General features: G+C 58.9%; 5 protein-coding genes. All 5 read left to right on the top strand.

Annotated elements, in window-relative coordinates; all coding sequences use genetic code 11:
* Nucleotides 1-136 precede the first annotated feature (136 nt).
* The 5 genes from RBH26_RS17450 to RBH26_RS17470 all read left to right on the top strand — a co-directional run bounded on the left by RBH26_RS17450 (nt 137) and on the right by RBH26_RS17470 (nt 7,058).
* Nucleotides 137-2,659 carry a hydantoinase B/oxoprolinase family protein gene (locus RBH26_RS17450; RefSeq protein ID WP_306759659.1) on the top strand — a complete coding sequence of 841 codons (2,523 nt, stop codon included), beginning with the start codon at nt 137-139 and terminating at the stop codon, nt 2,657-2,659.
* A gap of 17 nt (nt 2,660-2,676) precedes the next feature.
* On the top strand, nt 2,677-3,177 hold the full coding sequence (locus tag RBH26_RS17455) for an acetone carboxylase subunit gamma (protein ID WP_306759660.1): 501 nt from the start codon (nt 2,677-2,679) through the stop codon (nt 3,175-3,177).
* Nucleotides 3,178-3,405: 228 nt separating this feature from the next.
* A complete protein-coding gene (locus tag RBH26_RS17460; protein ID WP_306759661.1) occupies nt 3,406-4,086 on the top strand; it encodes a helix-turn-helix domain-containing protein in 681 nt (226 codons plus the stop codon).
* Nucleotides 4,083-4,481 (top strand): hypothetical protein, encoded by a 399-nt coding sequence (locus RBH26_RS17465; protein WP_306759662.1) that lies wholly within the window; start codon nt 4,083-4,085, stop codon nt 4,479-4,481. The genes RBH26_RS17460 and RBH26_RS17465 overlap by 4 nt, the downstream gene beginning before the upstream one ends.
* Before the next feature lie 66 nt (nt 4,482-4,547).
* Nucleotides 4,548-7,058 carry a hydantoinase B/oxoprolinase family protein gene (locus tag RBH26_RS17470; RefSeq protein WP_306759663.1) on the top strand — a complete coding sequence of 837 codons (2,511 nt, stop codon included), beginning with the start codon at nt 4,548-4,550 and terminating at the stop codon, nt 7,056-7,058.
* Nucleotides 7,059-7,210: the final 152 nt, after the last annotated feature.

A 7,210-nucleotide genomic window follows, 5' to 3' on the forward strand; every position in this document is an offset into this window, starting at 1 on the left:
CTCGTACGGAGATGCATCCGCTCTCACCGATTCCGTTCCCGAGGAACGATATCGGGATCGGAGGGCGGATGCACCGTACGAGCCCGCATCTGGCTCGAAACAGATGACGACGGAACCCACGGATACCGACCAAACTATGAGTTCACAACATCAGCAGGAGGAAAGCTACCCACGAATGCGACGCGAGAAGGAGCAGGTTCGCGAGCAACAAAAAGAGGGTGAAGGGATCGGCTGGGATGGCCAAACGCTTCGCGAACAGTTCGAAGCCCTCGAGAAGAGGACGGAAGAGACGGGCCACTACGCCGGGTTCGATCGCCTCGAGCTAAAAGAAGAGCGGCCGATCGAGTACGAGCAGATGTTCGCCCAGCTCCGTGGTGACCTCGTTACGGCGCGTGAAACGTCGAAAGAGGTCGCCGCGACGCCGATCGTCGAGCAGGAAGGCGAGCTCTGTTATGGCCTCTTTACCCCCGAGGGAGACTCCATCGCTGTCTCGACGGGGATCATCGTCCACATTCACACGATGAGCGAGGCCATCAAGTACATGATCAACCACGATTACGAGGAAAGCCCCGGAATCGAACCCGGGGACGTCTTCGTCAACAACGACACCCACGTCGGCGACGTCCATGCCTGTGACATCATGACACTCATCCCCATCTTCCACGATGGGGAGCTCGTCGCCTGGGCCGGTGGGGTAAACCACGTCATCGACACCGGCGCCATCGGTCCCGGGAGTATGAACGTCTCGCAGGCCTCCCGCTTCGGTGACGGCGCCCAGTATACGGCCCGCAAGATCGGCGAAGACCTGACGCTGTACAACTCCTGGAAGAACGACTACCCGGACAAGACTCGAACGCCAGACTTCCTGAAACTCGACGAACGGACGCGGATGACCGGCTGTCTGATGATTCGAGACGCCGTCAAAGACATCATCGACGAGTACGGCGTCGAGCAGTTCAAACAGCTCTCGCGGGAGGCGATCGAGGACGGCCGCCGCGGGTTCAGAAACCGTATCGAGAAGACGATGCTCCCGGGTACGTATCGGGGCGCGTCGTTCGTCGACGCCCTCTACGAAGGGCAAGATAACCTGACCCGTGCGTACGCCGACGAGAACCACCTCATGCACGCGCCGTCGGAACTCCACGTCCGGGAGGACGGGTCGTTCCAGGTCTCGTTCGAGGGCGCCAACAAGTGGGGCTGGCACCCCTACAACTGTACGCCGGCGGCGATCCAGGGCGGGATCTGGGTGATGCTCACCCAGACCGTCATCCCCAACTCGAACGTCAACGACGGCGCCTACTACAGCTGTGACTTCCACCTCCCGGTCGGCTCGTGGGCCAACACCCAGAACACAGAGACGGCCCACGCCTACGCGTGGCACTTCCTGGTGTCGGCGTGGGCCCCGCTCTGGCAACACCTCTCTCGAGGCTACTACGCCCGGGGCTTCTGGGAAGAGATCAACGCCGGCAACGCAAACACCTCGAACTGGCTGCAAGGCGGCGGCATCGATCAGTTCGACAAACTCCACGCCGTCAACTCATTCGAATCGGCCTGTGAGGGCGTCGGCGCCCGCTACGTCGAGGACGGCGAACCCCACGCCGCAGCGATCTGGAACCCAGAAGGCGACATGGGTGACGCCGAAGTGTGGGAGATGACCGAACCGCTCCCGTTCCTGGGTCGCGCGGTCAAACCCAACACCGGAGGGGCGGGCCGGCGTTCGGGCGGTGCCGGCTTCGAGTCGATGCGGACGGTCAAAGACGTCAGCAGGTGGTTGCTCTACGAGATGGGCAACGGATACATGACGAGCGACGGCGGCCTCTTCGGCGGTTATCCCGCTGCTTCGGGATACATCCTCAACGCTCACGACACCGACCTGAAAGAGCGCTTCGAGAACCAGGACGACTACCCACAACACGACCTCGATCCCGAGAGCGGCGAGTTCGAATCCAAGATCGACGGCGAGATCACCCGCGAACCGAAGGGGATCAGCACGCCCAAGGAGTTCGACGACTACGACATGTACCTGAACTACCTCCGCGGTGGGTCGGGACTGGGCGATCCCCTCGAGCGCGATCCCGAGGACGTCCTCGAGGACATCCACGACGGTTACGTGTTGCCACGCCACGCCGAAGCCGCCTACGCAGTCGTCGTCGAGAAAGTCGACGACGAGGCACAGCACAACTCCGCCGTCCACGGGGAGTTCGAGGTCGACGAAGAAGCGACGGCCGAACTCCGCGGTGAGCGTCGCGCCGAGCGGGCGAAGAAGGCCCAGCCGGTTTCCGAGTGGTACGAAGAAGAACGCGACCGCATCCGCAACGAAGAAGCCCTCATCGACGACGTCAAAAAGACCTACGAGAGCAGTATGCGAATGAGCGCGCAGTTCGCCGCGTTCTACCGGGAGTTCTGGGAGCTTCCGGAGGAGTTCTCGTTCACGCTGAGCGAGAAAGCAGAGAAATCGCTCACGAACCGCTTCGACACCGGTCTCAAGCAAAAGTGGAAGAACCCGACGAAAAGCCACGAGACGTGGCTCGGCGTCGGCCGCGACGACGAACCCCAGGTTCCTTACACCTGGACGAGCGATCGCTCGATTCGAGACCTCGAGACCCCCGATGCAACGTTCAGCGAGCCACCACGAGAAACGGCAACGGACGACGACTGACACGGAGGTGACCGACAATGCCAGAATCATACCCACGCGAACACATCGAAGACCTCGTCGACGACAACCTGGAGTGGAATCAGCTACACGACATGATGAGCGACTACAAGGACGCGGACCGATTCCAGAAGGTCCGTGACGTCCTGCAAGAACGGGTCGACTGGGACGACCCGATCATCATCCCGTACGCGGAACACCTGTACGTCGTCGCCAAGCCCGACGACCGATGGGTGATCAAGTGTGACTGCGGCCACGAGTTCTGCGAGCACGACGAGAACTGGAAGGCGGACGCACTGATCAACGTCCGCGATTCGGAGGAAGAGTACCTCGAGATCTACCCGGAGGACATGCACCCACACCCAGACTACATGGAGCTTCGAGAGTTCTTCTGTCCGGGTTGTAACACCTTGCTCGAGGTGACGAACGTCATGCCGGGCTATCCGCTCATCCACGAGTTCGAACCCGACATCGAGACGTTCTACAACGAGTGGATCGAAGAGCCGATCCCGACGGCGTAATCACCCACGGTCGATCCCACGTTCCGGTTTCGAATCGCGTCTCCACATTATGTCAAATGCCCGTTTTAGGTGGCAGGTCTAACGTGTGACCTCCTGGACCCAACGAGAACGACATACGGTCACGATCGCTTACCGAACGGGACGTCACCGACAGTTCATCCGGAGCGACCGTGACCGGGGAATGAGTTAATGACTAGCATGCAGAAACAGGTGATGCCGGGCTAACTCATGCTCAGAATCGAATTCCGAATCGATCTCGCAGGTGTTCTCTCACGGCTATTTACCGTCGACGAGCGGATCGAAAGCGCCGAGATCGATAACGCACTTCCGGTCGCCGGCGACTCCGTCTTTCTCTTCTTGAGCGCACAGTTCGGTTCGAGTATCTCCGACGAGCGTCTCTCGGAACAGCTGCCCGACATCCGAATCGTCGATATAACACAGGCGGACGTCGCCCAACACACGTACTATCTTCGCGTGCTCGCGGACGTTTCGGACGCCTCCGTACTCTCGCTGTTGACTGAGAACCTGGCGATTCCACACCGGATCGTCGGGAAAGACGCCACTCTCGATATCGTCGCCTCGGTTCGGGACTGGAACCACCTCAAGGAAGTCGCCAGCAGCATCGAGGCGGAACACGGCTCGCTGGAGTTGATCGGGACGACCCAGACGGAGGGAATGGGGTTCCCGCTTGGCAGCAACAAGATCAAACACAGTATGTCCGGGAAGTTGTCCGAAGAGCAGTTGGAAGTGCTCGAGACGGCCTATCAGATGGGGTATTTCAAAGTGCCACAGGAAGTGACCGCAGAAGAGATCGCAAGCGAACTGGACATCAGCAGATCGACACTGAGCGCACGACTTCGCCGCGTCGAACACAACTTCTGTGCGCTGCTGTTTGGACCACAAGAATGACGACCGTTATCATCGTCAACGCCGATGACCAACAGCCCGCTATCAGGGAAATCCTCGAGTCAGTCGTAGACGACGGCGAAACGGTCTATTTCCTTCGCCTCCCGGCTATCCGGTGTCTCGGCTCGTTGATCCAGGAACTGAATCCGATGTGCAACTACGACGTCGAGTACACCATCGACTGTCTCCCGGAGGGATACGACGTCACCGACCTCGTTCGGTTCGCCATGGACGTCGATGCGACCAGGATCTGTATCGGGATCACCGATCGGACGCTTACCGGCAAAGTACAGATCGACGATCTCACCCAGTCGATCCTCCTTCACGAGTCGATTTCGGGGGACTTCGTCGTCGGCAATCACGCGATTATTCTGGAGGAACTCGAGTATGACAGCTAACCCGACCAACGTTCACAGAAACGGATCAGATCCGTCGATCAAAACCGAATCACGGAGCACGAATTCATGAGTTCGACCGACCAGACCAAAGCCGAAAAACGACGTGCCGAAGCGAAGCGAGAAAAGGAAACAGTGCGAGCGAAACGCCGACGGGGAGTCGGAATCGGCTGGGACGGACGGACGCTGCGCGAACAGTTGGCAGAACTCGAGGATAAGACGGAAGCGACGGACCACTACGGTGGCCTGTCGGAACTGGCATTGAAAGACGACGACCCCATCCGATACGAGCAGTTGTACTCGCGCCTCCGTGGCGACCTCGTTACGGCGCGTGAAATATCGAAAGAGGTCTCCGCGACGCCGATCGTCGAACAGGAAGGCGAACTCTGTTATGGCCTTTTCACCCCCGAAGGCGACTCCATCGCCGTCTCGACGGGGATCATCGTCCACGTCCACACGATGAGCGAAGCGATCAAGTTCATGATCAACCACGACTACGAAGAAAATCCCGGGATCGAACCCGGAGACGTCTTCGTCAACAACGATCCACACGTCGGTGACGTCCATCCGTGTGACCTGATGACACTCATTCCGATCTTCGAAGACGGAGAACTCATCGCCTGGGCCGGTGGAGTGAATCACGTCATCGATACCGGCGCCGTCGGTCCCGGAAGCATGAACGTCTCACAGGCCTCGCGTTTCGGTGACGGCGCCTATTACACGGCCCGTAAGATCGGTGAGAACTTCAGATTATACAACTCCTGGAAGAAAGAATATCCAGCCAAAACGCGAACCCCGAAGTACCTGAAACTCGACGAACGGACGCGGATGACCGGCTGTCTGATGATCCGGGATTCCGTAAAAGAGATCATCGAGAAAACCAGCGTCGAGACGTTCAAGCAACTCGCTCGAGAAGCCGTCGAAGACGGCCGTCGTGGGTTCCGGAACCGAATCAAACGGACGATGTTACCCGGCACGTATCGTGGCGTCTCGTTTGTCGACGCCCTCTACGAGGGCCAAGAGCACGTCACGCGTGAATACGCAAACGAGAACCACATTATGCACGCGCCGTCGGAACTCCACGTTCGGTCCGACGGGACATTTCAGGTCTCGTTCGAGGGCGCCAACAAGTGGGGCTGGCACCCGTTCAACTGTACGCCTGCCGCGATTCAAGGCGGAATTTGGGTGTTGCTCACACAGACGGTAATCCCGAACGAGCGGGTCAACGACGGTGCCTACTACGCCTGTGACTTCCATCTCCCAGTTGGCTCGTGGGCTAACACCCAGAACACGGAGACGGCCCACGCCTACTCGTGGCACTTCCTCGTCTCCGCCTGGGCCCCGCTCTGGCAACACCTCTCTCGAGGCTACTACGCTCGCGGCTTCTGGGAGGAAATCAACGCCGGCAACGCAAACACCTCGAACTGGCTGCAAGGCGGCGGTATCGACCAGTTCGATAAGCTCCACGCCGTCAATTCCTTCGAATCGGCCTGCGAAGGCGTCGGCGCTCGCTACGTCGAGGACGGAGAGCCACACGCGTCGGCGGTCTGGAATCCGGAAGGTGATATGGGCGACGCCGAAGCCTGGGAACGAGTCGAGCCATTACCGTTCCTCGGGCGTGCGGTCAAACCCAATACGGGTGGTGCGGGCCGTCGTGCAGGTGGTGCCGGCTTCGAATCGCTGCGGACGGTCAAAGACGTCAGCAGGTGGTTGCTCTACGAGATGGGCAACGGCTATATGACCAGCGACAGTGGCCTCTTTGGCGGCTATCCCGCTGCTTCGGGATATATCCTCAACGCTCGAGATACCGATCTCGAGTCGCGTTTCGAAACCACCGACGACTATCCACAACACGACCTCGATCCCGAAAGCGGCGCGTTCGAATCCAAAATCGACGGGGAGATCGCCAGACGCCCCGAAGGGATCAGCACACCGAAAGCGTTCGACGATTACGACCTATATTTGAACTATCTCCGTGGTGGGTCTGGACTCGGAGACCCACTCGAGCGTGATCCCGAAGCCGTCCTCGAGGACATCCACGACGGCTACGTACTGCCACGCCACGCCGAGGATGCGTACGGTGTCATCGTCGAGAAAGTCGACGACGAGGCACGGCACAACTCCGCCGTCCAAGGCGAGTTCGAACTCGATCGGGAGGCGACTGAGACCCGCCGTCGAGAAGCCCTCGAAGAGCGAGCCGAGACAGCACAACCGGTTTCGGAATGGTACGACGAGGAACGAGAGCGCATCCGCAACGAAGAAGCCCTCATCGACGACGTTAAAAAGACCTACGAGAGCAGTATGCGGATGAGCGAGGAGTTCGCGACGTTCTTCCGCTCCTTCTGGGACTTACCGGACGACTTCGAGTTCGACCTTAGCGAGAAGGCAGAACGGTCTCTCGATAATCGATTCGATTCCGGCCTTCGTCCGATGTGGGACAACTACACTCGAGGACACAAAACGTGGCTCGATGTAGACGACGAACCGTACGTCCCTTACACGTGGTCGAACACTACCATTCGGGATCGTTCTGTTTCAGAACCCTCCAGTAGCGATCCCGAGCAGGCAGCTAATGATTAATACGAACGGTCAAAACCCCACGTTTAGTAGGAGTAAAACAAACCACTAGAGCGAATACGACACGAAACCATTCTTATTGGAATGGGAATGCTTATTATTTGATAGTTGTTGGAGAAATCTCTCGAGGGTATTCAAGAGAGGTAAGCCGACCA

Origin of the sequence: Natronolimnohabitans sp. A-GB9, assembly GCF_030848565.1 — an archaeon.
Lineage (GTDB): Archaea > Halobacteriota > Halobacteria > Halobacteriales > Natrialbaceae > Natronolimnohabitans.